Below are 21388 nucleotides of genomic sequence, written 5' to 3'. Positions count from 1 at the left end.
TGCACGCCATGCCGAACGGCACGCCCCACGCACGCTCGTACCGCCGCACCTCCCGTACGCCCAGCACCCCCACCCTTCCCGCTGGACCGGAGTATCGGATGAGACGACACCTCCCCCTGCTGACGGTCGCGGCGCTCCTCGCCGCCCTGTTCGGCCTCGCCCCCCACGCGCCCGAGGCGCACGCGGCGCCCCAGGCCCCGGCCGCCGCCGGCGACCAGCCCTACGCCTCGTACTGGCACCCCGACACGCTCCTGAACTGGGACCCGGCCACCGACCCCGACGCGCGGTTCAACCGCTCCCGCGTCCCGCTGCGCCCCCGTGTCTCCGACCCGGCGCTCAAGGCCAACGCCAACGCCCGCCCGGGCGAGGGAAAGATCGCCGCGCTCGTCTCCTTCGGCCCCACCTCGAACAACCCCTCGCAGGGCTCCACGAACCCGCACTACTACGCCTTCGGCCACTGGCAGTACATCGACAAGCTGGTCTTCTGGGGCGGTTCGGCGAGCGAGGGCCTGATCCTCGCCCCCAACGCGACCGTCATCGACGCCGCGCACCGCAACGGCGTCAAGGTCTACGGCACCGTCTTCTTCCCGCCGACCGCCTACGGCGGCCAGATCCAGTGGGTACGCGACTTCGCCCGGAAGTCCGGCTCCACCTACCCCGTCGCCGACAAGCTCGCCCAAGTGGCCCAGTACTACGGCTTCGACGGCTGGTTCATCAACCAGGAGACGGCGGGCGGCGACGCGGCCCTCGCCACCGAGCTGCGCAACGAGATGCGGTACGCCCGCTCCCTCGGGCCCGTCGAGTTCATGTGGTACGACGCGATGACCGAGTCCGGCGCGGTGACCTGGCAGGACTCGCTGACCTCCGCCAACGACGCGTTCCTCCAGGAGGGTTCGCAGCGGACCTCCGACTCGATGTTCCTCGACTTCGGCTGGAGCGCGTCCGGCCTCACCTCCTCCCGTACGCTCGCCCGGAGCCTCGGCCGGAGCGAGTACGAGCTGTACTCCGGCATCGACACCGAGGCGAACGGCCACAACACCTCCGTCCCCTGGGCCTCGGTCTTCCCCGCAGGTCAGCCGCACGTCACCTCGCTCGGCATCTACCGGCCCGAGTGGACCTTCACCTCCTCCACCGGGCGCGCCGACTCCCATGCCCGCGAGGCCCGTTACTGGGACGGAGCCAACGGCGACCCGTCGAACACCACGACGACCTCGGCCTGGAAGGGCCTCGCCCACTACGTCCCGGAATCGTCCGCCGTCACCGCCAAACCGTTCGTCACCTCGTTCGGCGCCGGGCAGGGCGACTTCTTCCACTCCGGCGGCGTACGGGTCTCCTCCACCGGCTGGAACAACCTCTCCCTCCAGGACGTGCCGCCGACCTACCGCTGGCTCGTCACCTCCAGCGGCTCCCGGCTGACCCCGTCCATCGACTTCACCGACGCCTACGAGGGCGGCTCCTCGCTGCGCCTGACGGGCACGCTCGACGCCGTGAACACCGTCCGGCTCTACCAGACGAAGCTGGCGGTCGCCGCCGACACCAGGCTGTCGGTGGTCCTGAAGACCCCGGCCGCCGGGCCCACCCGCCTGAAGGCCGCCGTCTCGTTCACCGAGGCGCCGACCACCTTCACCACCCTCGACCTCGGCTCGACCACCACGACCGGCTGGGAGCGCAAGACGCTCGACCTGTCCGCCTTCGCCGGCCGGACCATCGCCCAGATCGGGCTGCAGGCCGCCGGTTCCGTCCCCGCGTACGACATCCGGGTCGGCCAACTCGCCGTCCACGACGGGGCCGTGGACACCGCCGCCGCCCCGACCGGGGTCACCGTCCTCGGCGCCACCGATGTCGGCGCGGGCGCCAAGTCCCTGCGCCTGGCCTGGACCCCCTCGGCCTCCGGCTCCGTCCACCACTACGAGGTCTACCGGCGGAACGCCGAATCCACCCGTACCTTCCTCGGCGCCACCCCCAACGACGCCCTCTTCGTCCCCCGGCTCGACCGTGCGGGAACGGAGACGTCGACGACGCTCGACGTCGAGGCCGTCTCCACCGAGTACGGCCGCTCGCCGGCCGCGACCACCACCGTCGGCTGGTCCCCGAGCACCGAGTCCAACCTCGCCCTCGGCCGCCCGGCGACCGCCTCCGGCCAGTGCAACAGCGGCGAGACCCCGGCCAAGGCGGTCAACGGCTCGGTCTCCGGCGGTACGACCGACAAGTGGTGCACCACGACATCGGCCAAGTGGCTGGAGGTCGACCTCGGGGCGGGCCGATCCGTCGACCGCGTCACGGTGAAGCACGCGGCGGCGGGAGGCGAGAGCGCGTCCTGGAACACCCGGGACTTCACCGTCCAGGTCCGGAGTTCCACCGCGGACCCCTGGACGACCGTCGCGACGGTCACCGGCAGCACGGCGGCCACGACGACGCACCCGGTGAGCGCCTCGGCACGCTACGTACGTCTCCAGATCACCAGGCCCTCGCAGACCACCGATCCGGCCGCACGGATCTACGAGTTCGAGGTCTGGGGGTCTTGACGAGGGGGAAATAAGGAGGAAAATCCCTAATACACCAGAAAACCAGAGCGAGCCGCACCCGTCGGCGAAGACGTTCGCCGACCCGCGTGACCCACTCGCTGGCTCTGGCCAGGCCCCCGGCAGATCCTCCCGGAACTCAGGCCTTTCGGCGACGGCCGAGACGTCCGAGTGCGGAGACGGACTACCGGGGACTGCATGTGTGGAGGGTCCTCCCCATGCCCCGTATCGAAGCGGTCCTCATCGACATCGACGGTGTGCTCACCGTCTCCTGGAAACCGCTGCCGGGCGCCGTGGCGGCCATGGAGCGACTGCGGGAGAGCGGAACTCCGCTCGCGCTGGTCACGAACACGACCTCGCGCACCCGCGCCTCCATCGCCGCCACGCTGGCCGATGAGGGCTTTCCCGTCGCCGTCGACGACATCCTCACCGCGCCCGCCGCCACCGCCGCCCACCTGCGGGAACAGCACCCCGATGCGCGATGTCTGGTGATCAGCACCGGGGACGTACGGGACGACCTCGCCGGCCTGACGCTCACCGAAGAGGACGAAAGGCCCGACGTGGTCGTGCTCGGCGGGGCAGGTGAGGACTTCGGCTACGCGGCGCTCAACCGCGCGTTCCGTCATGTACGGGGCGGCGCACGGCTGGTGGCCATGCACCGCAACCTCTACTGGCGTACCGCCGACGGCCTCGACCTCGATACCGGAGCCTTCCTCGTCGGGCTCGAACGAGCCGCCGGAGTCGAGGCGGAGATCACCGGCAAACCGTCCCGGGCCTTCTTCGAGACCGCCCTCGCGCACGTCGGCGCCGGGGCCGCGAGCACCTTGATGGTCGGCGACGACATCGAGTCGGACGTCCTGGCCGCCCAGCGCTGCGGGATCACCGGGGCCTTGGTGAAGACCGGCAAGTACCTGCCCGAGACGCACCGCGCGGCCTCCGGAGAACCGGACCATGTCCTCGACTCGTTCGCCGATGTCCCCGATCTCATCGACGATCTCACCCGGACGAGCGAAGACTGATCGTTTCCGCAGGTCAGAGTGGGTCCCGAGCCGCACCTGCCCGATGCGACGCGCCGCTCAACGGGCGGCTCCCGACTCCAGGATGCCCTTCAGGTTCTGCTCGTTCCGGGGCAACTCCTTACGCGTGGCCGGGCGGACGACGAGAGGGACGAGCATCTTGCCCCTCCCATGGCCCTCGAAATCCAGGGAGATCGTGAGCCGGGAGCGCGTGCCGTCGTCGATCGGCTCGATCCTGCCCTGGACGTCACCGCGCACCGGGCCGTCGATGCCGTGGATGTGCCAACTCCTGGGTGGGTCCATGTCGATGACCTGCATCGTCGTGACCATCTCGCGCCGTCCCATCCGCCGGGTCACGGCGACCTTCGAACCGACGCCCAGCGGTACGTCTCCCAGCGGCCGGACCGAGACGGCGCTCTCCTGCCACTCGGGCAGATGGGTGGGGTCGGTCACGTAGGAGAAGACCTCCTCGGGGCTCCGGGAAATGTCGATGGATTCCTTGATGGCAGACATTTCGCCCTCTTTGAGTGCCTGAGTCGTGTGTTGTTACTTCATACAAATGATCCCATGTGTGGCGAAGTGTCGCTATTGATCCCAATCAACGGCACCGGGGGACCTGTCCATCCGGTCGCATGCCGCCCGGGCCGAAATCTCGGAGCGGGTCACGGGGACCCCCGCGTCTCAGCGTGTCCGGACCGGCAGGCCGAGCCACCCCAGCGCCGCGTCCGCCGTGAACTCCGCCTGGCCGCCCGGGAAGAGCAGATCGGCGGCGAGGAACGCAGGATCGTCCGCCGTGTCCGCCACGTACGGCAGCGCCACGCACCGCATGGCGGCCGCCTTCGCCGCGAGTGCGCCCGGGGCTGCGTCCTCGAACACCACGCACTGCGCCGGCTCCGCGCCGAGCCGACGCGCGGCCTCGAGGAAGACGTCCGGCTCCGGCTTGCCGCGCCCGACCTCCTCCGCGGAGACGAGCGTCGTCAGATGGGCGTTCAGACCGGTGCCGGCGAGGACCGCCTCGATCGCTGCGCGGGACGAACCGGAGGCCACGGCCATCGGCACCCCTGCCGTGTGCAGGTGCTCCACGAACGTCCGCATCTCCGGATAGACGGGGGTCGAGGCCCGCGCCAGCTCCAGATAGCTCCGGTTGGTGGCGTCGAGCAGCTCGTCCACGGGCGCGTCGATCCCGTACCGCACGGCGAGGATCTCCAGCGTCTCGCGCGTCCCGATCCCGATGAACCGGGTGTGCCGCTCCCAGTCGAAGTCCGTGGCGCCGGCGAAGGCGGTGAGGGTGCGCCGGGTGGCCTCGTAGTAGTTCGGCTCGCTGTCCACCAGTGTTCCGTCGAGATCGAAGATGACCGAGGTGGGGGAGGTGCTCATGGGTCAAGCATCTCAACGGCCGGGAGGGGGTCGGTCCGGCGTCAGCCTCTGCGGGCCGAGGCGCGCCCCACCGACTCCACGAGCGGCAGGAGCCGGTGCGCCACGCGCTCGCGCAGCGCCATCTCCGTACGGGTCCTGACCACGCCCGGCAGCTGGATCAATCGCTGGATCACGTCCTCCAGGTGCCCGTTGTCCCGGGCCACCACCCGCGTGAGGAGGTCCCCGCCGCCGGTGATGGAGAACGCCTCGACGATCTCCGGCACCGCGGCGAGCGCGTCGCCGACCTCGTCCAGATGCCCCTGGGTGACCTCGATGTGGACGAACGCGAGGACGGGGTGACCGAGCGCGGCGGGGGAGAGGACCGGACCGGTCGCCGTGATCACACCGTCCCGCTCCAGCCGGTCGATCCGGGCCTGCACCGTGCCCCGGGCGACCCCGAGGATCCGCGCGTACTCGCGCACGCTGGTGCGCGGCTGCTCGATCAGGAGCCGCAGGATCCGGGTGTCGAGCTCGTCCACCGACATGGTCCGTTGGCTCCCTTCTGGTTGGGCTCGTGCTCTCCCGACTGTACCAATGGTCCAGCATTCGGCGCGTCGGTTGAGCCACTGGGTGTCCAGGTGTTTTCCTCTGAGAACAGTAGTGAATTCATGGCGCCGCGCGAGCGCCGGACCGGCGACGAGGCCGGTGACCGGACCGCGGCGCCTTTCCCATGCCCTGGGGCCGCCACAAGCAGGCCGGGGCACGAGATGACGCGAAGAGGGTGTGTGTTCAGCAGCGGGGGCGGAACTACCGTCGTGAAGAACCTCCGGGCGACCGGTCGTCGGCTGGTCAGGCTGGTGTTCGTGGCCCCCGATCCGGGCCGCGTCCGGCTGCGCGTCTCCTCGCGCGCCGTCCTCGCCATCGCCGTCGCCGTCGCCGCGGCCGAACTCTGCGGACTCTCTCTCACGGCGTCGATCACCGGCGGCCTCGCGGCCCTGCTCGCGCTCTTCACCGTCGCCGACCCCACCGTCCGCCGTCAGGCCGTGACGACGGCGCTGCTTCCCGCGGCCGGCTTCCCGGTCCTCGCCCTGGCGACCACGCTGCACGGCGCCCCGCTGCTGCGTGACGTGTCCTGGCTCCTCGTGATCTTCGCGGGCGTGTACGCGCGCCGGTGGGGTCCGCGCGGACACGCGCTGGGCATCTTCGCGTTCATGATGTTCTTCGTCACCCAGTTCCTGCACGCGCTGCCGGCGCAGCTGCCGGAGCTGTACGGGGCGGTGGGCCTGGCTCTCGCGGCGGCGGGGGCGGTCCGCTTCGTGGCCTGGTGCATCGAGCGGCGCGTGCCGCCTCCCGCCGCGCCCGTCCAGCTGCCCGGCCGCGGTCTCGGCCGGCCCACGACGCGGCAGGCGTTCCAGGCGACGGTCGCCTGCGCGGTCGCGCTCGCCGCGGGTCAGTTCATCTCGCACGAGCGCTGGTACTGGGCCGTCGGCACCGCGTGGTGGATCTTCGTCAACACCGCGTCGCGCGGCGAGACGCTGGTCCGTGGCTTCCGGCGGGTCGTCGGGACGGTGACCGGTATCGCCGCCGGGTTCCTGATCGCGATCCCGCTGGCGGGCGCGCCCGCGCCGACGGCCGCGCTGGTCGCCGTGTGCGTCTTCGGGATCTTCTACACGGCCCCCCTCTCGTACAGCTGGATGATGTTCTTCGTGACCGTCATGGCGGGGCTGCTGTACGGGCTCCTCGGTGTGCTGCACCCGGGGCTGCTCGTGCTGCGTTTCGAGGAGACGGCGGTGGGCGCGCTCGGCGCGGCCGTGGGTGTGGCGCTGCTGCCGGTGACGACGCACGCGGCCACCAACGCGTGGATCGAGAGGGCCGTGACCTGCGTGCACGCCTGCACCACGGCGGCGGCGCGGCGCCTCGCCGGCGACCCGGAGGCCGACCCGGCGCCGCTCGCCGCGGAGCTGGAGGTGCTGCTGGGCCGGGCCCGGCTCTCGCTGGCGCCGCTGGTCCACCCGCTGAGCCCGCTGCGGGCCCGCAAGGCGCGCGCCCGCCGGGTCCTGGCGCTGCTGGACGACTGCGCCCGTGAGATCCGCGGCCTGGCGGCGGTCGCCGCGGACCCGGACGCCTCGCACGACGCCCGCCTCGCGGCCGCCGCGTGGCGCGTCGAGTCGGCGGTCCACGCGCTCGTTCCCCCGGTGGGGCCCGCGCGCCGGGCCACCGCGGAGGTCTCCGGAGCGCCGACCCACCACCCGGGCGCCGAGGCGGCACTCACGCACCTCCAGGGCCTGGAGCAGGCCTTGGTGGCCCTGGCGGCCCCGGTGCGCACCTCTCCCAGCGCCCCGCTGGTCCCCGCGGCCTGACAGCGCCGCGCCGCCGCCCGGGAGCCGGCGACCCGGTCCACGCCCCGGTGGCGGCCTTCTCGCCGCCTGGGCGGCCTTCCTCGCCGCTTGGCTGCCTCAGAGCCCTTGGCTGCCTCGGAGCCGCCTGAGCGCGCTGGAGGCGTGCAGTGTCGTCCCACCGACCCCGTGGTCACGCCCGTGGGCCGCCGACGTCCGGCGAGGCGCACGGGCCCAGGGGAGGTGCCCCGCGCGTCAGTGATCCAAGTTGGTCTAGACCGCCTGCTAACGTCTGCCCCGACTACGGGGCCGTTCGGCGAGGGCCGCGCGGCCGAGAGGGGAGATGTCATGGGTGGCACAGACGCGCGGGGACCGGTGCGGGCCTTCGTCGGGTCGTTCACGTCGGCCGGGGGGCGCGGCATCCTCGTGGCCGAGGTCGAGCCGGAGACCGGGGCCCTCGTCGTCACCGGGGCGGCCGGACAGCTCGCCGATCCCTCCTACCTCACCCTCGTCGGCCCCGTGCTCTACGCCGTCTCCGAGGCCGAGAACGGCGCCGTGGCCGCCTTCGACGTGTCCGGGGACGTGCCCCGGCCCCTCGGTGAGCCCGTGGCCGTACGGGGCGCGGGGCCGACGCATCTCGCCGTCGCCGAGGGGCACGTGCTGACCGCCAACTACAGCTCGGGCAGCGTCACCGCGCTGCCCATCGCCCCGGACGGATCCCTCCGCGCCGCCACCGTCGTCGCCCGCCACGAGGGCTCCGGGCCCGTCGCCGACCGCCAGAGCGGCCCGCACGCCCACCAGGTCCTGCCCGCCCCCGGCGGCCGCTGGGCGACCGCCGTGGACCTCGGTACCGACTCCGTACGGATCTACGCCCTCGACCCCGTCTCCGGGGCGCCGCGCCACCACGGCGAGACCAGCCTCCGCCCCGGCACCGGCCCCCGCCACCTGGCCTTCCATCCCGCGGGCAGCCACGCCTACGTCCTGCACGAGCTGGAGCCCGTCCTCACGGTCTGCCGCTGGGACGCCGCGACGGGCACCCTGGAGCCGCTCGGGGAGGCCCCCGTCGTCCCCGCCGGGACCCCCGGGCCGAGCTATCCCTCCGCGATCGTCGCGGCTCCCGACGGCCGGTTCCTGTGGGTCGCCGTACGCGGCGACGACAGCATCGCCGTCCTCGCCCTCGACCCGAGCGGCGAGAAGGCCGAACTCCGTACCTCCGTGCCCAGCGGCGGCCACTGGCCGCGCGACCTGGCCCTCGGCCCCTCCGGCCGGCGGCTGTACGCGGCCAACGAGCGCTCCGGCGACGTGACCTGGTTCGACCTTGACGCGGAGAGCGGCACTCCGCATCGCGTGGGCTCCATCGAGGCCCCGGCCGCCTCCTGCGTCGTCTTCGGCTGATCCGGCCGAAACGGGTGAGGGCCCGTCACCGGACACATCCGGTGCGGGCCCTCACCCGTCCACTCAGTGAGCCGGAGCCCCCTGCGGCTGCTGCGGCGCGATGCCCAGCGCCGCCGTGTACTGCGACAGCACCAGCTTGCCGATCGCCGGGTACGCGCCCAGCGGCTCGGCGGCGGCGCAGCCCGCCTCCTTGGCGGCCGCGTCGAGCAGGCCGTCGGCCAGCTCGGGGCCGATCAGGTACGGGGCGAGCGCCAGCTGCTCCGAGCCGGAGCCGCGCAGTTGCTCGGCGATCGCGGTGATCGAACCCTCCTGGTCGAGCGCGGCGGCCATCACCGGGACGGCCAGGCGCGCGGCCAGCAGCATGCCGGTGATACCGGCGGCCTGCACGGCCTCCTCGCCGCCGACCGTCGCGAGCACGATGCCGTCGGCGGCCGTGGCGACCGTGAAGAGCCGCGCGCGGTCCGCACGGGCCAGACCGGCCTCCGACAGACGCACGTGCAGCGCCTCGGCGAGCAGCGGGTGCGGACCGAGGACGTCCGTCAGCTCGGCAACGTTGCCGCTGTCCATCACGGCCTGCCGGATCCGGCGCATCAGCGCGCTGTCCGGGCCCGCGAGCAGCGGAACGACGACCGCGGCCGGACCCTCCGGGGCGCTGACCTCACGGCCGGCGGCCAGGGCCAGCTCGTACCGCTCGGTGCGCAGCGCCTCGGCGCGCGCCAGCACGCCCGCGAGGGTGGGGTACTCGGCGTCGTCCCCGTCCAGGTAGCCGATCGCGGCCTCCAGGCCGGGCAGCTCGGAGCGGGCGATGCTCACGACCTCTTCGGCCAGCGAGCGTATGGCGGCCGACGGCGCACCAGGAACAGCGAGAACCAGCGCGGGAGCGCCCTCGGGCGCCGCCACGGGTTCGGGGCGACGGTGTCGCCCGGGCTGGCGGGGTCGCGGCATTCGTACAGGCAGGCCGGAAGCAGGCCCAGTGGGGGAGCTCATGGCGCCGCATGCTACTGGTTTTGACCGCCGAGCACTGCGGTGAGGTGCAGCAGAGCGTTATCTGCCCCTCTTTGTCCGAACCGCGGCTTACGCGGTCACATGCAACAACTTCGGCTCCACCGGCAGCCGTAGTGAATCCGTCGCCAGCGCGGTGGCGAGGGCGAGCGCGCCGGAGAGCGGATCCCCGGCCGGCGACGCCTGCCGGGCGTGCGGCAGTTGCTCCGCCAGCTCGGCACGCAGCGGTACGAGAAGGGGCTCACCCAGCTTGAACAGGCCGCCCGTCAGTGCCACGTCGTACGCATCCGTGGCCGGGCACACGGCGGCCGCGGCCTCGGCGACGTGCCCGGCCGCCTGCCGCAGGATCCCCGACGCCACCAGGTCGCCGTCGGACGCGCAGCCGGCCACGTCCGGCGCGAACGACGCGAGCACGGCGGGTCGGTCGGTCCGGGGGTACAGCGCGCCCGGCAGACCGGCCGCCGGGCCGAACCGCGCCTCGGCACGGGCGAGCAGTGCGGACGAACCCCCGCGCCGACCGTCGTACGCCCGCATCGCGGCCTCCAGACCGGCCCGGCCGATCCAGGCACCCCCGCCGCAGTCGCCCAGCAGATGGCCCCAGCCGTCGGCACGGCGCCACGTCGTCAGATCCGTACCGAGGGCGATGAGGCCCGTGCCGCCCGCGACGACCGCTCCGGGCCGCTGCCCGAGCGCTCCCGCGTACGCCGTGACGGCGTCGGCCGCGAGCGCCAGCCGCCGTACGCCGAGCGCCCGGTCCAACGCGCCGGGCAGGACCGCCCGCAGCTCCTCGCCGAGCGTCGCCATCCCGGCGGCGCCGACGGCCAGCGCGACGACGGGTCCGGCCCCCGCGCGGCCCCGCAGCGCCTCCACGGCCGGCAGGAGCTGATCCAGCAGATGGGCCGCCTCGATCCCGCCCGGACCCGTCCGCACCGGCTCACGGGACGTCACGGTCTCCACGGCGCGCCCGTCGGAGGCACGCGCAAGGGCGATCCGCAGCCCGGAGCCGCCCGAGTCGACCCCGACGACCCAGCCCTCGGCCCCGGCCGTCACGGCAGCCGCCAGTCCACCTCCTGCGCCCCCTGGCGCAGGAGCAGTTCGTTGGTGCGGCTGAACGGCCGCGACCCGAAGAAGCCGCGGTCCGCGGACATCGGGGAGGGGTGCGAGGACTCGATCGCCGGCAGATTGCCCAGCAGCGGACGCAGATTGCGCGCGTCACGCCCCCACAGCACGGACACCAGCGGCTTGCCCCGCGAGGCGAGCGCGCGGATGGCCTGCTCCGTGACCGCCTCCCAGCCCTTGTCGCGGTGTGCCCCGGGCTTCCTCGGCGCCGTGGTGAGCGCCCTGTTGAGCAGCAGCACTCCCTGGCGCGTCCACGGGGTCAGATCGCCGTTGGAGGGCCGGGGAAGCCCCAGATCGGTGTTCATCTCCCGGAAGATGTTCTCCAGGCTCGGTGGCAGCGGACTCACCTCCGGCGCCACGGAGAAGCTCAGTCCCACCGCGTGCCCCGGCGTCGGGTACGGGTCCTGTCCGACGATCAGGACCCGGACCTCGTCGAAGGGCTGCTGGAAGGCGCGCAGGACGTTCGCTCCGGCGGGCAGGTAGGTACGCCCGGAGGCGATCTCCCGGCGCAGGAAGTCGCCCATCGCGGCGATGTTGTCGGCCACCGGCGCGAGCGCGTGCGCCCAGCCCGGCTCGACGATCTCATTCAACGGTCGTGCTGCCACGGCCGTCACTCTACTGGCGCAGTGTCCCGCCCCCTCACCCGATCACCGCCGCCCGTACACAGAGCACGTCCGGCAGATGCTCGGCGAGGAGCCGCCAGCTGTCGCCGTCGTCGGCGCTCGCGTACAGCTCGCCGTTGCGGTTGCCGAAGTAGACGCCCGCCGGATCCCCGTCGTCCGTGCACATCGCGTCCCGCAGCACCGTGCCGTAGTGGTCGCCCTCGGGCAGCCCCGCGCTCAGCGGCTCCCAGTGCTCCCCGGCGTCACTCGTACGGTAGACCCGGCAACGGCGGCCGGCGGGCACCCGGTCCGCGTCGGCGTTGATGGGGAACACGTAGGCCACATCGGCCCGATGGGGGTGCGCGATCACCGTGAAGCCGAAGTCGGAGGGCAGGCCGCCGCCGATGTCGGTCCACTTCCCGCCCGCGTCGTCGCTGCGGTACACACCCCAGTGGTTCTGCAGATAGAGCCGGTCCAGGTCCCCGGCGTCCTGCGCGATCTTGTGCACGCACTGGCCGAACTCCGGGTCCGGATCGGGCAGGAAGACCGCCGACACCCCCTGGTTGGAGGGGTCCCAGCTCGCCCCGCCGTCCCGGGAGCGGAACACCCCGGCCGTCGACACCGCGACCGTCACCGCCGCCGGGTCGCGCCGGTCGGTCACGATCGTGTGCACGGCCTCGCCACCTCCGCCGGGCACCCACCGGGACCGCGTGGGGTGCTCCCAGAGCGGGCGGACCAGCTCGAACGACTCCCCGTCGTCCTCGGATCTGAACAGGGCGGCGGGCTCCGTCCCGGCGTAGACGACGCCGGGGGAGTGCGCGGGCGCGGGGTGCAGCTGCCAGACGCGCTCCAGCGAAGCGCCCGTGTCCTGGGGGAACTTGACGGCCGGCTTCGCGGGCTCGGTCCATGTCGCACCGAAGTCGTCGGAGTGGAAGACGGACGGACCCCAGTGCGAGCTGTCCCCGCCGACGAGCAGCCGCGGCGTCGCGCGGCGCGTGTCGATCGCGACCGAGTAGATCGCCTGCGCGTTGAAGTGGGGTTCGTCGAACTCCCACCGGCCGTCGCGCCGTCGGCCGATGAACAGACCCTTGCGGGTACCTACGGTCAGTACTACGTCGGGCATGGCCGACACCTCCAGGACGCCGTTGTCGCGGATACGGGCCAGTCTGCACCCGACCACTGACAGCGGCTCCCGGAGCGGGCGTCTCCCCAGGTCGGCGGCGTGTTCCGGCCCTGGGGAGGGAGAGCCGGAGAGAGGGAGCCCCGGAGCGACGGAGACCCGGAGACCCGGAGAGCCGGAGAGGCGCAGGGACGGAGGGTGAGGGCCCCCAGGGTCCGTGTCAGATCGCCCAGGCGTACGGCGCCGGCGCGTGCGTCTCGGCTCCCAGCTCGCGCGCCGCGCGGCGGGCCCAGGACGCGTCGCGGAGCAGCTCACGGCCGAGCAGGACGGCGTCGGCCTCCCCGTTGGCGACGATCTTCTCCGCCTGCCCGCTCTCCGTGATCAGCCCGACGGCCCCGACGGCCAGACCGGTCTCGGCCTTCACGCGCGCCGCGAACGGCACCTGGTAGCCAGGGGCGAGCGGGATCCGCGCCGGTCCTCCGTTGCCGCCGCTGGAGACGTCCAGCAGGTCCACCCCGTGCTCACGCAGCAGGTGCGCGAAGCGGACGGTGTCGTCGGGGGTCCAGCCCTCGCCCTCCAGCCAGTCGGTGGCCGAGATCTTGAAGAAGAGGGGCAGCTCCTCGGGCCACACGCCCCGGACGGCGTCGACGACTTCGAGGGCCAGCCGGGTGCGGTTCTCGAACGAGCCGCCGTAGGCGTCGGTGCGGTGGTTGGCGTACGGGGAGAGGAAGCTGCTGATCAGATAGCCGTGGGCGCCGTGCACCTCGACGACCTCGAAGCCGGCGGCCAGCGCTCGGCGGGCCGCCTCGGCGAACTTCCCCGGGATCTCGGCGATCTGGTCGAGGGTCAGCTCGGTCGGGACGAGATGGCCCTCGGCGAACGGGAGGGGGCTCGGCGCGACCGGCTGCCAGCCGTGGTCGCCCGGGGCGACCGGCCCGCGGCCCTCCCAGGGGCGCCGGGTGGACGCCTTGCGGCCGCCGTGTCCGAGCTGAATGGCGGGCACGGTGCCGTGCTCCTTGAGGAAGCGGGCGATCCGGCCCAGGGCCTCCGCCTGGGCGTCGTTCCAGATGCCGAGGTCGGCGGGGCTGATCCGGCCCTCGGGGGCGACCGCGGTCGCCTCGACGACGATCAGCCCGGTCCCGCCGGTGGCGCGGGCCGCGTAGTGGGCGAAGTGCCAGTCGGTCGCGACGCCCGCGTTCGGACCGGAGGGCTCCGCCGAGTACTGGTCCATGGGGGCCATCCACACCCGGTTCGGGATGGTCAACGACCGCAGGGTGTAGGGCTCGAACAGGGCGACGGCCATCGCGGAACTCCTCGTGCTGGGGCCTTCGGGTCGCTCGTACGATACCCATCGTAGTACGTCGTCTGTCAAACTACGGCGCTCATCGTACAATGGTGGTTCCCGAACGAAGTGGAGCCGCCGTGACGACCGCGACCAGGACTCGCGTCCTCGACCACCCCGCGCGTGAGGAGATCCGCCTCGAGGGTGTGCTGCACGCGCTCTCGGACGCGGTGCGGCTGCGGATCGTCAGCGACATGGCGCACGAGGGCACCGAGGTGACCTGCTCGTTCTTCGACCTCCCGGTGACCAAGTCGACGAAGACGCACCACTTCCGCGTGCTGCGCGAGAGCGGCGTCATCCAGCAGGACTATCAGGGCACCGCCAAGTTGAACGCCCTGCGCCGGGACGACCTCGACGCCCTCTTCCCCGGCCTCCTCGACAGCGTCCTGGCAGCGGCGAAAGCCCAGTCCGCCCGTCTGGACGGCTAGGTCCGCCGGCCGGGCACGGCGCCGGCTCCTCAGTCGCGCCCGCTCGCGTCCTCGCGGGCGGCGGCCCGCAGTCCCGCCCAGTCGGGGATCTTCACCCGACCGCGTCCCAGCGCCTGACCGAGGGCCGACTCCGCCTCCTCGATCGAGAGCCAGCCCCGCCAGGCGACCGGCTCGTGACCCAGGTCGCGCAGTGCGGCGAGCGGGTCGCCCGCCACCTCACGGCCCGCCAGCTCCGCCGCGTCGGCCAGCAGCGAGGTCACCGTCTCCTTCGCGCACGGACGGTTCGTGCCGATGACGCCCGTCGGGCCGCGCTTGATCCAGCCGGCCACGTACTCGCCGGGCGACGGGGCGCCGTCCCGCAGCACGCGACCCGCCTCGTTCGGCACTGTGCCCCGGGCCTCGTCGAACGGCAGTCCGGGAAGCGGAACACCCTTGTACCCGACGGCCCGCAGGACCAGTTGGGCCTCGATCTCCTCGTAGCGGCCGGTGCCCCGCACACCCCCGGCGCCGTCCGGCTCGGTCCGCTCGAAACGGACCGCGGCCACGCGGCCGTTCTCGCCGAGGAGCTCCACGGGCCGCAGGAAGAACCGCAACCGGATCCCGCGTGTCACGTCGTCCCCGCCCGCGTCGCCCACCGCCCAGCCGCGGACGACCTCCACATTCCGCCGGTTGACCGCGGGGAGGCCCGAAGGGTCGGCGAACGACGGATCCAGGGCCAGGTCCGCCGCCTCCACCCCCACCCGCACGCCCGGGAGCGAGCCCAGCTCCCGCAGCTCCTTCGTCGTGAACTTGGCCTGCCCGGGCCCGCGCCGCCCGACCATGTGCACCTCACGCACCCGGCTGGCCTCCAGCGCATTGAGCGCGCCCTCGGGCACATCCGTCGTCCGCAGCTCGTCCACGCTCCGCGCCAGGATCCGCGTGACGTCCACCGCCACGTTGCCCACACCGATCACGACCGCGGAACGGCCGTTCAGCCCCGTCCCGGAGCCGGTGAAACCGTTGGCCGAGGCGTCGGGGTGCGCGCTGTACCAGGAGACGAAGTCCGTCGCCGAGTAGCTGCCCGCCAGGTCCTCGCCGGGCAACCCGAGGCGCCGGTCCCGTGCCGCGCCCACGCAGTACACGACCGCGTGGTACAGCTCCAGGAGGCGGGCCGGGGTCAGCCCTCGCGCGCCGATCTCGACGTCGCCGACGAAGGCGATCCGCTCGTCCTCCAGGACCGCCCGCAGGTTCTGCTGCAGCGACTTGATCTTCTCGTGGTCGGGTGCGACCCCGTAGCGGACCAGGCCGTACGGGCAGGGCAGCCGGTCCAGGACGTCGACCCGTATCCCGGGCACCACCGACTGCTGGACCAGCGACTGGGCCGTGTAGACCCCGCTGGGCCCGGAACCGACGACAGCGACACGAAGCACGTCCGTACTCCTTCCCGCCGCGGGGATGCCCGCCGAGAGGCTTCCAGCATCCCACCGGAAGCCCCTGGAGGGGAGGTGCGCGACACGGGCGGGAACGCGGCCGCCGCCCGCGCTACATCGACCGCATCCGGTTGATCTCCGCCGTCTGCTGCGCGATCACGTCGTTCGCCATCTCCTCCACGAGCACGTTGTTCCCGCTCCCCAGCACCTCCGCCGCCATCGTCACGGCGCCGTCGTGGTGGGTGATCATGAGCTTCAGGAACAGCTCGTCGAAGGCCTTCCCCTTCGCGTTCCTCAGCGTCGTGAGCTGAGCCTCGGTCGCCATCCCCGGCATCGTGTGGTGGTCGTGGCCGGTCTGCTCGCGCGGGCCGCCGTTGGTTTTCAGCCATCCCTCCATCGCGCCGATCTCCGGCTTCTGCGCCGCCGAGATCCGCTCCGCCAGCTTCTTGATCTGCGTCGATTCGGCACGATCCGGTACGAACGCGGTCATCGTGAGCGCCTGCTTGTGATGGACGATCATCATCTGGGCGTAGGTGAAGTCGGCCGCGTTGGGCCTGCCGTCGGGCAGCAGCTTGGACGCCTCGGCGGGCGATATCCTCCGCGCCGGCTCGCCGGGCTTCCCCGGTGCCACCACCACGGGCCCGGTGGAGCCCTGGCTCTGCGGCTCGCCTCCCGAGTCGGCGCCGGCGCCCGAGTCACAGGCGGCGAGCGCCAGTACGGCGACAGCGCTGAGCGCCACGGCGGCGGCTCCGCGGATACGGCGGTTCAACAAGGCGACCTCCAGGGGTGGTTCCGGGGGCAGGGCCGAGGCATGGCCGGGTGGACTGTTCCTAGCACGCTTCCACGAGAAGTCGATCAAAAACTCTCATGACATGTGTGTTGCCATCTGTTGAGATGTGCACGCTAAGGACGATACTGCCGGGGTCCATCAACCGTTCAACTACGAACGGATACAAGGGAGGACGGAGTGACTTCGTTGCGAACCACCCGCATCACGCGTACCCCGCGTGCTCGGATCAGAGGTCTGGGTGTGGCGACCGCCGCGGTCGGACTGCTGGTCAGCCTGCTCGCTGCCGGCCCGGCGGCCGCCACGCCCGACCCGGGTGACGCCGCCGCGTCGCAGGGCACCGTCTCATCGGAGCAGGCGGCCGAGGCCCGGTCCGCCATCCAGAGCGGTGAGATACCCGGTGTGGACGAGATCGTCCACAGCGACAACATCCAGCACCTCGTGAACATCCCCAAGGACGCGCTCGCGGGCACCAACTCCGACCTGGCCTTCCAGGGCAAGTACGCGTTCGCGGGCAACTACGACGGCTTCCGCATCTTCGACATCAGCAACCCGCGCGCCCCGAAGACGGTCGCCCAGGTCCTGTGCCCCGGCTCGCAGAACGACATCTCCGTCTCCGGCAACCTCGTCTTCCTCTCCACCGACTCCTCCCGCAGCGACAACTCCTGTGCCAGCGTCAGCCAGCCGGCCACGGAGAAGTCCTCCTGGGAGGGCATGAAGATCTTCGACATCAGCGACATCAGGAACCCGAAGTACGTCGCCGCCGTCGAGACCGCCTGCGGTTCGCACACCCACACGCTGGTCCCCGAGAAGCGGGACGTGTACGTCTACGTCTCGTCCTACTCGCCCAACGCGGCGTTCCCGGACTGCCAGCCCCCGCACGACGGCATCTCGGTCATCAAGGTGCCGCGCAAGGCCCCGGAGAAGTCCGCGATCGTCTCCTTCCCCATCCTCTTCCCCGGTGAGGGCCCGGACGGCGGCGGCAACCCCGGTGGTCCGACCAACCCGGGTGTCTCCAAGACCACCGGCTGCCACGACATCACCGTGCTGCCGGGCAAGGACCTCGCGGCCGGCGCCTGCATGGGTGACGGCATCCTCTTCGACATCGAGGACCCGGAGCGGCCGAAGGTCATCGACCGCGTCCAGGACAACGTCAACTTCGCGTTCTGGCACTCCGCGACCTTCAACCAGAAGGCGAACAAGGTCGTCTTCACCGACGAGCTCGGCGGCGGCGGCGCGGCCACCTGCAACGAGGCCGTGGGCCCGAACCGCGGCGCGGACGGCATCTACGACATCGTCGGCAAGGGCAAGCACCGCAAGCTCGTCTTCCGCAGCTACTTCAAGATCCCCCGCCACCAGGCCGACACCGAGAACTGCGTCGCCCACAATGGCTCGCTGATCCCGGTCAAGGGCAAGGACCTCATGGTCCAGGCGTGGTACCAGGGCGGTGTCTCCGTCTGGGACTTCACCGACTCCCGCAAGCCGAAGGAGATCGCCTACTTCGAGCGCGGTCCGCTCTCCGCCACCACCATCAGCACGGGCGGTTCGTGGTCCGCGTACTACTACAACGGCTACATCTACTCCAACGACATGGCGAAGGGCTTCGACGTCCTGAAGCTCGACGACCGTCGTACGGACCCGGCGAAGCGGGTGCGGATGGACGCGCTCAACGTCCAGACCCAGCCCGACTACTTCGACGACTTCGACGACGACCGGGGCGACTGGGACGACGACTGACGCGGCACACGGACCGGTAACACCGAAGCCGTGAACGGCATGCCGTCGGGCGGACCCCCGTCCGGCGGCATGCCCTGCTCCCAGTCCAGCCCGTACCGCTGGAACAGCTCCGCCCGCAGCCGCGTCACCGGCATCGGCGCCCCCGGCAGCAGCACCGCCACGACCGCGCCCATCAGCAGGGCACGCAGCAGCGGATAGTCCGCGTCCACGTTCGCCGAGCCGTAGCGCGTCATCGTGTCCCGCAGCAGGAACGCCAGCCGCTGCTGCTCCGGACACTGCACGAAGCCCTCCGCCTGCAGGATGCCCGCCATGTGCGTCCGCATCAGCACCGGATGGTCCACGGCCAGGCCCAGCACCGCGTCGATGGCCCGTGCCATCCGTTCGCGCCCGTCCTCCGTGCGCGGCTCGCGCTCCAGGGCCTCTTCCAGGGTGAGGTGCATCAGCCGGTGCACCGCCGACTGCAGCAGCTGGCGCTTGCCGGGGAAGTAGTACGAGATCAGTCCGCGCGCCGAACCGGCCCGCTCGGCGATGTCGCCCAGCGTCGTCGCCTCGTACCCACGTTCCGACACGAGCTCGACCGTGGCCTGGAGAAGTCGCTCACGTGAGCGTCGCCGAAGCTCTTCATTGACCTCTGGGCTACGCGGGGACATGCTGGACTCCTGCGTTGACTGGCTCGCAGCCAATATACTCAGCGCAGTCTGCTGTCGCGCCTTCGTGGCTGGTCAGTGGGTTTGCCGTCTGTTCTGGGCGACGCGGGGGATCGTCCAGAACAGGCGGCTTCACGTTGTTTCTCCCATTCTGCTCCCGTCCGGGCCCGGAGGATCCGCCCGACCGGCGCTCCTCTCGTCCCACCGGTCGCCGTATCGGCGGTACGTGACGATCGACGCGGCGACGACGCACCAGCCCAGCAGCCAGCCGGCCACGACGTCCGACAGCCAGTGCACGCCCAGATAGATCCGGGTCCACCCCACCCCGAGCACGGACACCAGCGCGGCCACCGCGAGCACGCTCCATCCGCGCCAGGTCTCCCGCCAGTGCAGGGCGAGCACCCAGAGCAGCAGCCCGCAACCCACCGTCTCGGTCATCGCGTGTCCGGACGGGAAGGCCGCGTACTGCGCCGAGTCGACCGGATCGGGCCACCCGGGCCGCGGCCGGCCGACCGCCGCCTTCAGCCCCTGCTGGACCCCCGCCGCGAGGAGGGTCGCCGCCGTCACCCACAGGGCGAGCCACCGTTCGTGCCGCCACCACAGGACGAGGACCGCCGCGGCGATCAGCGCGCGCATCGTCCATGGGTCCCACACCCAGTCGGAGAGGATCCGGTTGACATGTGTGAATCCGGGCTCGGCCAGCGCGCTGCGGTGCAGCGCGTCGGCGACCGACCGGTCCAGGGAGAGGAGCGGGGGCCAGCTCACCGCCACGAGAACGAGCAGCAGCACGGTCAGAGCACCGGAGACCACGGCGGAGGAACGCATGAGCCGATCTTCCCCGACGTTCGCGCCGGCACACCCCGTGTCCGCGCCGTCCGCGCTATCCGAGCGCCTTGAGCGCGGGCACGAACGCCACCAGGACGGGCACCACCGGCACCAGGGCCGCGGCGGCCGTCAGCCGCAGCCGCCGTCCCGCGGTGAGCCGGGGCGTGGCTGTCAGAAGGCGGTTCACCCGCCCCGGGAGGTCCGCGCCCGGCGTCGAACCCGGGCCGAACACCCCACGCTCCTCGTTCAGTTCCACGAGTGCCAGCGCGATCGTCAGCCGCCCGAACCGCCGCGAGGCGACATCGTCGGCCGCCAGCTCCACCAGCCGGTGCATCTGGTCACGGAAGGCCGCGAAGACCGGAATCCCCGGGAACCCGCCCGCGAGCGCGCCCGAGCAGTGCAGAAGCCAGTCGTGGCGCGCCCGGGCATGTCCCTGCTCGTGGGCGAGGACGGCATCGAGCTGGCGCCCCTTCAGCCGGCGCAGCGCCGCCGTCGTGATGACCAGCTGCGGCGTGGTGCCCGGCAGCCACCAGGCGTCCGGCCGCTCGCCCTCCAGGACGACGAGCCGCTCGCTTCCCGGCTCCTCACCGGGCAACAGCGGGGAGCGGACGAGCAGTTCGCAGCGCCGCCGCCGACGGCGGGCCCGCGCCCCGCGGATCTCCCGGGTCAGCATCGCGCCGGTCCACAGCCCGCCACAGGCGAGGATCACGGCGAGCGCCCCCGACCAGGGCTGGTGGGCGCCCAGTTCGTACGCCTCGATCACCCGGCGCGGTGCGCCGACGAAGACGTGGCCCCGCACGCCCTGCCAGGCGGCTGCCGCGCTGAACGTCATCGACAGCGCGAAACACAGCAGCACCGCCGCCACCACGCACTGCCACATCCACAGCGCCACCACGGGCTCGCGTTCCGCCCAGTCGGACCGCGACAGCAGTCGCGGGGCCACGGCGGCCGTCAGGACGCCGAGCGCGAGCAACGCGAGGGAGACCAACATGACGCAAGCCTATGAGGCCGCCCTACGCGCGGGTACGGCCAGGGACGTCAAGTGACGTACGCCACGGCTCCGCTCGGCGTGTTCGGCTCACAGCGTGACGAGCATGGCGAGCATCGCGAGAGCCATCGACAGCCGGCACACGAGCGTGAACTCGGGCCGTACGACCCACGCCGGCGCCGTACCGCCCGCCGGCAGCGCCATCGAGCCCGTCACCGGCACCAGTCGCGCTCCTGAGCGGAGCACGTACGCGACGTAGTACGTGAGCAGCACCACCGTCACCAGCGGGACGCTTCCGCCGCTCCCGTGTGCGCCGTGCGCCGCGCCCTGGGCGGGCCACGCCATATAGACCATCGCCAGCGACCCCACCAGATGGTGCACATGGTGACCGCCACGCCGCACCGACACCAGCGCGTGCAGCGCCGCCGCCCCGAACACCGCCGCGTACACCGCCCACCACCACGACGGTGGCGTCACGACCGCGGCGGGCAGCGCCATCGCGGCCATGCCGAAGCCCATCACCGCCTCGCCCGCGGCCGTCCTCCGCTCCTCTCCCGTGCATCGACGCGCGCGCAGCAGGCAGTACGCCCCGCTCGCCCCGCACAGTGTCAGCAGCAGCCAGGCCGACAAGGCCGGTCCGTGCACGGCACACCTCCCGAGGTCTCCCTCCCCGTCGATGCCCGCGCCCGGCCGGGCGCACGCGAGCGCACAGGCGTACGTGGGGGAGCACACGCCGGGGCGCTACGCTCGGGGGGAT

General features: G+C 72.3%; 20 protein-coding genes. 6 read left to right on the top strand and 14 right to left on the bottom strand.

From position 1 onward, the window contains the following. Positions 1–98 precede the first annotated feature (98 nt). Together ACZ3OF_RS14350 and ACZ3OF_RS14345 are read left to right on the top strand one after the other, a co-directional pair. Positions 99–2525, top strand: coding sequence for an endo-beta-N-acetylglucosaminidase (locus ACZ3OF_RS14350; protein ID WP_467304742.1), 2427 nt, complete (start codon positions 99–101; stop codon positions 2523–2525). Between the two features lie 215 nt (positions 2526–2740). Continuing rightward, the gene (locus ACZ3OF_RS14345) at positions 2741–3541 is read left to right on the top strand and encodes an HAD-IIA family hydrolase (protein ID WP_361672949.1); all 801 of its coding nucleotides are present in this window, start codon (positions 2741–2743) and stop codon (positions 3539–3541) included. A gap of 57 nt (positions 3542–3598) precedes the next feature. Here ACZ3OF_RS14345 and ACZ3OF_RS14340 read toward each other — a convergent pair whose 3' ends face one another. From ACZ3OF_RS14340 to ACZ3OF_RS14330, 3 genes are all read right to left on the bottom strand, one after another. Next, positions 3599–4051, bottom strand: coding sequence for an SRPBCC family protein (locus tag ACZ3OF_RS14340; protein WP_361437937.1), 453 nt, complete (start codon positions 4049–4051; stop codon positions 3599–3601). 168 nt (positions 4052–4219) lie between these two features. Further along, the gene (locus ACZ3OF_RS14335) at positions 4220–4915 is read right to left on the bottom strand and encodes an HAD family hydrolase (RefSeq protein WP_361672952.1); all 696 of its coding nucleotides are present in this window, start codon (positions 4913–4915) and stop codon (positions 4220–4222) included. A 41-nt stretch (positions 4916–4956) separates the two neighbouring features. Further along, on the bottom strand, positions 4957–5439 hold the full coding sequence (locus tag ACZ3OF_RS14330) for an Lrp/AsnC family transcriptional regulator (protein WP_361672954.1): 483 nt from the start codon (positions 5437–5439) through the stop codon (positions 4957–4959). 312 nt (positions 5440–5751) lie between these two features. On the opposite strand from ACZ3OF_RS14330, the gene ACZ3OF_RS14325 reads away from it, so the two are divergent. Next, on the top strand, positions 5752–7254 hold the full coding sequence (locus tag ACZ3OF_RS14325; RefSeq protein ID WP_361673323.1) for an FUSC family protein: 1503 nt from the start codon (positions 5752–5754) through the stop codon (positions 7252–7254). A gap of 324 nt (positions 7255–7578) precedes the next feature. Beyond that, positions 7579–8625 (top strand): lactonase family protein, encoded by a 1047-nt coding sequence (locus tag ACZ3OF_RS14320; protein WP_467304738.1) that lies wholly within the window; start codon positions 7579–7581, stop codon positions 8623–8625. A 63-nt stretch (positions 8626–8688) separates the two neighbouring features. Here ACZ3OF_RS14320 and ACZ3OF_RS14315 read toward each other — a convergent pair whose 3' ends face one another. The 5 genes from ACZ3OF_RS14315 to ACZ3OF_RS14295 all read right to left on the bottom strand — a co-directional run bounded on the left by ACZ3OF_RS14315 (position 8689) and on the right by ACZ3OF_RS14295 (position 13771). Further along, complete coding sequence (locus tag ACZ3OF_RS14315; protein ID WP_361672960.1) at positions 8689–9612, bottom strand: sirohydrochlorin chelatase; 924 nt, start codon at positions 9610–9612, stop codon at positions 8689–8691. A gap of 87 nt (positions 9613–9699) precedes the next feature. Then, a complete protein-coding gene (locus ACZ3OF_RS14310; RefSeq protein WP_467304735.1) occupies positions 9700–10677 on the bottom strand; it encodes an N-acetylglucosamine kinase in 978 nt (325 codons plus the stop codon). Next, positions 10674–11351 carry a uracil-DNA glycosylase gene (locus ACZ3OF_RS14305; protein ID WP_361672965.1) on the bottom strand — a complete coding sequence of 226 codons (678 nt, stop codon included), beginning with the start codon at positions 11349–11351 and terminating at the stop codon, positions 10674–10676. The genes ACZ3OF_RS14310 and ACZ3OF_RS14305 overlap by 4 nt, the downstream gene beginning before the upstream one ends. Positions 11352–11385: 34 nt before the next feature. Further along, a complete protein-coding gene (locus ACZ3OF_RS14300; protein WP_361672968.1) occupies positions 11386–12471 on the bottom strand; it encodes a WD40/YVTN/BNR-like repeat-containing protein in 1086 nt (361 codons plus the stop codon). A gap of 217 nt (positions 12472–12688) precedes the next feature. Continuing rightward, positions 12689–13771 carry an NADH:flavin oxidoreductase/NADH oxidase gene (locus ACZ3OF_RS14295; RefSeq protein WP_361672971.1) on the bottom strand — a complete coding sequence of 361 codons (1083 nt, stop codon included), beginning with the start codon at positions 13769–13771 and terminating at the stop codon, positions 12689–12691. 119 nt (positions 13772–13890) lie between these two features. Between ACZ3OF_RS14295 and ACZ3OF_RS14290 the strand changes: the two genes are divergently transcribed. Then, the gene (locus tag ACZ3OF_RS14290; protein ID WP_467304731.1) at positions 13891–14238 is read left to right on the top strand and encodes an ArsR/SmtB family transcription factor; all 348 of its coding nucleotides are present in this window, start codon (positions 13891–13893) and stop codon (positions 14236–14238) included. 29 nt (positions 14239–14267) lie between these two features. Here the strand turns inward: ACZ3OF_RS14290 and ACZ3OF_RS14285 are convergent, their stop codons facing one another. After that, the gene (locus tag ACZ3OF_RS14285; RefSeq protein ID WP_361672976.1) at positions 14268–15647 is read right to left on the bottom strand and encodes an FAD-dependent oxidoreductase; all 1380 of its coding nucleotides are present in this window, start codon (positions 15645–15647) and stop codon (positions 14268–14270) included. 112 nt (positions 15648–15759) lie between these two features. Then, on the bottom strand, positions 15760–16386 hold the full coding sequence (locus ACZ3OF_RS14280) for a DUF305 domain-containing protein (protein WP_361672979.1): 627 nt from the start codon (positions 16384–16386) through the stop codon (positions 15760–15762). A gap of 228 nt (positions 16387–16614) precedes the next feature. On the opposite strand from ACZ3OF_RS14280, the gene ACZ3OF_RS14275 reads away from it, so the two are divergent. Next, a complete protein-coding gene (locus ACZ3OF_RS14275; protein WP_361672981.1) occupies positions 16615–18171 on the top strand; it encodes an LVIVD repeat-containing protein in 1557 nt (518 codons plus the stop codon). Here ACZ3OF_RS14275 and ACZ3OF_RS14270 read toward each other — a convergent pair. The 4 genes from ACZ3OF_RS14270 to ACZ3OF_RS14255 form a co-directional block, all read right to left on the bottom strand. Further along, the gene (locus ACZ3OF_RS14270; protein ID WP_361672984.1) at positions 18123–18821 is read right to left on the bottom strand and encodes a TetR/AcrR family transcriptional regulator; all 699 of its coding nucleotides are present in this window, start codon (positions 18819–18821) and stop codon (positions 18123–18125) included. The genes ACZ3OF_RS14275 and ACZ3OF_RS14270 overlap by 49 nt on opposite strands. Before the next feature lie 129 nt (positions 18822–18950). After that, positions 18951–19643: a phosphatase PAP2 family protein gene (locus ACZ3OF_RS14265; RefSeq protein ID WP_467304727.1), complete on the bottom strand. Its 693-nt coding sequence runs from the start codon at positions 19641–19643 to the stop codon at positions 18951–18953. Between the two features lie 55 nt (positions 19644–19698). Next, positions 19699–20634 carry a M56 family metallopeptidase gene (locus tag ACZ3OF_RS14260; protein ID WP_361672990.1) on the bottom strand — a complete coding sequence of 312 codons (936 nt, stop codon included), beginning with the start codon at positions 20632–20634 and terminating at the stop codon, positions 19699–19701. Positions 20635–20721: 87 nt separating this feature from the next. Next, positions 20722–21276: a DUF5134 domain-containing protein gene (locus tag ACZ3OF_RS14255; protein WP_361672993.1), complete on the bottom strand. Its 555-nt coding sequence runs from the start codon at positions 21274–21276 to the stop codon at positions 20722–20724. Positions 21277–21388 lie beyond the last annotated feature (112 nt).

The organism is Streptomyces sp. NPDC022552, from assembly GCF_055561875.1.
Note: the sequence above shows the minus strand (reverse complement) of the source record. Positions and strands in the feature narration are given on the sequence as shown.

What these genes read in the sequence shown, in the direction of transcription:
- ACZ3OF_RS14320 (WP_467304738.1), top strand. Translation starts at nt 7,579, where the DNA reads ATGGGTGGCACAGACGCGCGGGGACCGGTGCGGGCCTTCGTCGGGTCG.
- ACZ3OF_RS14315 (WP_361672960.1), bottom strand. Translation starts at nt 9,612, where the DNA reads ATGAGCTCCCCCACTGGGCCTGCTTCCGGCCTGCCTGTACGAATGCCG.
- ACZ3OF_RS14340 (WP_361437937.1), bottom strand. Translation starts at nt 4,051, where the DNA reads ATGTCTGCCATCAAGGAATCCATCGACATTTCCCGGAGCCCCGAGGAG.
- ACZ3OF_RS14295 (WP_361672971.1), bottom strand. Translation starts at nt 13,771, where the DNA reads ATGGCCGTCGCCCTGTTCGAGCCCTACACCCTGCGGTCGTTGACCATC.
- ACZ3OF_RS14265 (WP_467304727.1), bottom strand. Translation starts at nt 19,643, where the DNA reads ATGCGTTCCTCCGCCGTGGTCTCCGGTGCTCTGACCGTGCTGCTGCTC.
- ACZ3OF_RS14270 (WP_361672984.1), bottom strand. Translation starts at nt 18,821, where the DNA reads ATGTCCCCGCGTAGCCCAGAGGTCAATGAAGAGCTTCGGCGACGCTCA.
- ACZ3OF_RS14335 (WP_361672952.1), bottom strand. Translation starts at nt 4,915, where the DNA reads ATGAGCACCTCCCCCACCTCGGTCATCTTCGATCTCGACGGAACACTG.
- ACZ3OF_RS14350 (WP_467304742.1), top strand. Translation starts at nt 99, where the DNA reads ATGAGACGACACCTCCCCCTGCTGACGGTCGCGGCGCTCCTCGCCGCC.
- ACZ3OF_RS14300 (WP_361672968.1), bottom strand. Translation starts at nt 12,471, where the DNA reads ATGCCCGACGTAGTACTGACCGTAGGTACCCGCAAGGGTCTGTTCATC.
- ACZ3OF_RS14345 (WP_361672949.1), top strand. Translation starts at nt 2,741, where the DNA reads ATGCCCCGTATCGAAGCGGTCCTCATCGACATCGACGGTGTGCTCACC.
- ACZ3OF_RS14330 (WP_361672954.1), bottom strand. Translation starts at nt 5,439, where the DNA reads ATGTCGGTGGACGAGCTCGACACCCGGATCCTGCGGCTCCTGATCGAG.
- ACZ3OF_RS14260 (WP_361672990.1), bottom strand. Translation starts at nt 20,634, where the DNA reads ATGTTGGTCTCCCTCGCGTTGCTCGCGCTCGGCGTCCTGACGGCCGCC.